This window comes from Catenulispora pinisilvae (assembly GCF_015356865.1).
GTDB lineage: Bacteria > Actinomycetota > Actinomycetes > Streptomycetales > Catenulisporaceae > Catenulispora > Catenulispora pinisilvae.
In genome coordinates, this window is record NZ_JAAFZA010000504.1 from 1 (window position 1) to 1,378 (window position 1,378).

The following is a 1,378-nucleotide window of genomic DNA, read 5'->3' on the forward strand; positions in this document are numbered from 1 at the left end:
CAGGGCCCCGGAGTGTTCCCCGGATGTCCGGTTGATCACGGGATGCCGTGGAGCGTGAGAACGGCTGTGGGGTCGAGGTGGGCTCGGCGTCCGGCGGCGATGTTGGCCCATCCGGCCTTGTGGAGTGCTCCGCGGACGATGTCGCGCAGGCCGGCGAGCACGGCCGGGGCGTGGCCGGTGCGCAGGTGGTGTGCGTCTTCTGCGAAGGTGACGTCGCGGACCCAGTGCACGCTGTTCTCTATCATCCAGTGCCCGCGGGCCCATTCGGCCAGCTCGCGGGCGGTGGCCTGTTCCCACGCGAGGTCGGTGGCGGGAACAGCAGATCGTGGACAGTGACAACCTGCAGTTCGCGGTGCTCTTCGCGGCCGTGGCCGGCATCGTGGCTGCGGTGCACCACCGGTACCTCACGCCAGGGTAGGGCCCGCAGCTGTTTCGACAGGTTCGGCTGGTTGCCCTTCACCGTCACCAGGTAGTGCGCGCGGCGTTCCTCCACCAGGTAGGCGGCGTGGTCGCGTTGGGCATGCAGCGCGTCCATCGTCACCACCGCGCCGCGCAGGTGATCATCGTCGATGTCTGCCAGTAGCTGGGCGAACGCCGGGATCTCATTGGACTTCGCCGCAATCTCCCGTGCAGCGGCGGTCAGCCGGTCGTGGTGCCGCACCGCGGAGATGACGTACACCTGCGAGCCGTCAGCGCGCTTCGCGCCGCGCAGGCACTTGCCGTCCACCGCGAACGCTTCCCGGCCGCGTGGCCTGGGCGGCGCCTCGGCCGACCGCCGTGCCCTGCGACGCTGCTCGCGTTCGGACAATCCGTCCGGAGCCAACGCATCCTGACCCACGGCCTCGGCCAACGCGGCCAAACGCGCGAACCCCGCCGCCGCCAGGTGCGACGGGTCAACCTTCGCATAGGCATCGCGCAGCGTCTTCTCATCCGGCACCTGATACACCCCGCGCAGCGGGTCGAACGGCGCACCCAGCCGGGCCAGCACCTCGCCGCCTGCCGAACGGCCCCACTGGGCGATCGCCGCGACCGAGTCATGCCCGACCACACTCATCGCGCATACCCCCAGCCCCAGCAGCGTTGCCAGCCGGTAGCGCCGCCCCTGCCGGCCGCGTGGATCGGGCACCGCCGCCAACCGCTCCACCAGCCCCGGAACAGTGGCGTGAGCGACCTCGGCTGGCGGACTCCCACCGCCCAGACAGGCCGCGAGCAACACAGAAGACTGGAACTGCAAGGATGGACCGGCGAGCACGGCACTCCGATGATCATGAGCCTAGAGAACTCCATGATCTCCCAGCGCCGTGCTCGTTCGTCACTCCAGACCCGCCAGTCACAACCACCTCAAACCCGGTCGAGACCTAAACACTCCGGGGCCCTG

Annotated in this window: 2 protein-coding genes; both read right to left on the reverse strand. The window is 69.7% G+C overall.

Annotation, left to right across the window (positions count from 1 at the left end):
- Nucleotides 1-35 precede the first annotated feature (35 nt).
- On the reverse strand, nucleotides 36-272 hold the full coding sequence (locus IZR01_RS52830) for a transposase (RefSeq protein ID WP_194927888.1): 237 nt from the start codon (nucleotides 270-272) through the stop codon (nucleotides 36-38).
- The gene (locus IZR01_RS49185) at nucleotides 242-1,234 is read right to left on the reverse strand and encodes an ISAs1 family transposase (RefSeq protein WP_194927887.1); all 993 of its coding nucleotides are present in this window, start codon (nucleotides 1,232-1,234) and stop codon (nucleotides 242-244) included. Before IZR01_RS49185 ends, IZR01_RS52830 begins: the two co-directional genes overlap by 31 nt.
- Nucleotides 1,235-1,378: the final 144 nt, after the last annotated feature.